General features: G+C 70.3%; 2 protein-coding genes, 1 other RNA gene and 1 pseudogene. 1 reads left to right on the top strand and 3 read right to left on the bottom strand.

Annotated elements, in window-relative coordinates; translation table 11 throughout:
* Nucleotides 1-307: pseudogene (locus tag H5J33_RS33260) on the top strand (MFS transporter); the annotation flags it as partial.
* A 45-nt stretch (nucleotides 308-352) separates the two neighbouring features.
* Here H5J33_RS33260 and ssrA read toward each other — a convergent pair.
* From ssrA to H5J33_RS33245, 3 genes are all read right to left on the bottom strand, one after another.
* Nucleotides 353-722: a transfer-messenger RNA gene (ssrA, locus tag H5J33_RS33255) on the bottom strand.
* A gap of 109 nt (nucleotides 723-831) precedes the next feature.
* On the bottom strand, nucleotides 832-1,371 hold the full coding sequence (gene smpB, locus H5J33_RS33250) for an SsrA-binding protein SmpB (RefSeq protein ID WP_220212985.1): 540 nt from the start codon (nucleotides 1,369-1,371) through the stop codon (nucleotides 832-834).
* Nucleotides 1,372-1,451: 80 nt separating this feature from the next.
* The coding region (locus tag H5J33_RS33245) for a S41 family peptidase (protein ID WP_258565581.1) at nucleotides 1,452-1,961 on the bottom strand (510 nt) is incomplete at its 5' end.

Raw genomic sequence — 1,961 nt, 5'->3', positions numbered from 1 at the left:
CACCGGCTCGCTCGTGGTGCTCGCGGGCGCGCTGCTGGTCGCGGGCATGGCGACCGCGCCGACCATGGTGACGGCGATGGCCCTGGTGCAGCGGCGCACCCCGGCCGGCCGGCTGAACGAGGGCATGAGCCTGATGGTGACCGGGCTGCTCGCCGGGATCGCCTGCGGCTCGGCGACGGGCGGCTGGGCGACCGAGCGCCTCTCCCCCGGCACCGCCTTCGCCGTACCGGCCGCGGCGGCCTTCCTGGCCCTGCTCGTCGGCGTGGCGGGCGCAGGGGCGCGGACATGGCGAAGGCCCCGCCACTGATCGTGACGGGGCCTTGCCCACATGGGGTCGGCCCCCTCGGGGGCCTCGTGGAGATGGCGGGAATCGAACCCGCGTCCAACGGTGCGGAATCAGGGCTTCTCCGTGTGCAGTCCGCTGCGATTTTCTCGGCCCCGGAGATCACGCGGACAAGTCTCCGACGGGCTCAGTCACTGTTTGATTTCCCTCTACACCCCGTGACCGGGTCTAGAGGTTTAGTTCCCTAGCTGATGCCAGGATCCGGGTCGGGAACAGCCCCGGGCTGACACTTCGCGAGTCGCTGATCAGGCAGCGAGGGCGAAGGAATCGCGCTTGGTGTTGGCGATTATTTTTTGCGACATATGGTTTACGAGATCATTGCCGCTTCCTCGACACGCTTCCCCTGCTTCGACAGCCGCTGTCGAAACCGATCATCCCCATGTTGATTTTTCAATCCCTCCGTGGAGGGTTCGCGCACCCTCTATGGAGTGCACGGCCATCGTACGTGACCAACGCCCGACGATGCCAGCCTATTCCCCGTGGGCCGGCTAGACGCCGCGCTGCCGGCGCTTCGCCGCCGCGATCGCCCGGGCCGCCTCCCGCCGGTCCTGCTGCTCGCGCAGCGTCTGCCGCTTGTCGTACTCCTTCTTGCCCCGTGCGAGAGCGATCTCGGCCTTCGCCCGGCCGTCCTTGAAGTAGATGGCGAGGGGCACGATCGTGTGTCCCGTCTCCTGGGACTTCGACTCCAGCTTCTCGATCTCCGCACGGTGCAGGAGCAGCTTGCGCCTGCGGCGCGCGGAGTGGTTGGTCCAGCTGCCCTGGTGGTACTCCGGGATGTGGGCGTTGTGCAGCCACGCCTCGCCCCGGTCGATCTGGACGAAGCCGTCGGTCAGCGAGGTCCGTCCCTCGCGCAGCGACTTGACCTCCGTGCCCATGAGCACGAGCCCGGCCTCGAAGGTGTCGATGATCGCGTAGTCGTGCCGGGCCTTCTTGTTCTGGGCGACGATCTTGCGCTTGCCGCCCTTCTCGCCGTCCCTGGCCTTGGCGGCCCCGCCCTGCTTGGGCTGGGACTCCTTCGGTACGTACATTCCCTTGCTCATAGTGCCGCCATTTTCGCACCACACGGGGGTGGTGAGTACAGCCGTTTACGCGGGGGCGGGCGGCGCGGCTACGACGGGTCGCCCAGCCCGGTGAGCACCGTCCGGGCCCGTGGCAGGGCCTGGTCCGGGGCCGCCTCCAGGTCGGGGGTGATGCCCCGGCCGTCGACCGCGTGGCCGGACGGGGTGCGGTAGTGGCCGACGGTCAGCTCGGCCACCGAGCCGTCGGGCAGCTTCACCGGCATCTGGACGGAGCCCTTGCCGAAGGTGCGCGATCCGATCACCACCGCGCGGCCCCGGTCCTGGAGGGCGCCGGTGAGCAGTTCGGCCGCGCTCATGGTGCCGCCGTCGACGAGGACGACCAGGGGCCGGGCGGTGTCGCCGCCCGGGTCGGCGTGCAGGGCGCGCTGGGCGCCGTCGACGTCGTAGGTGGCGACCAGACCGCCGTCCAGGAAGGCGGAGGCGGTGGCCACGGCCTCGGTGACCAGGCCGCCAGAGTTGCCGCGCAGGTCGAGGATGGTGCGGCCGTCGGCGGGGGCGGCGCGCAGGGCCGCGCGGACCGCGTCGGCGGAGCCCTTGGT

The organism is Streptomyces sp. WELS2 (assembly GCF_013870595.1).
GTDB lineage: Bacteria > Actinomycetota > Actinomycetes > Streptomycetales > Streptomycetaceae > Streptomyces.
The sequence above is the reverse complement of the archived record's forward strand: the minus strand, read 5'-3'. Positions and strand labels throughout refer to the sequence as shown.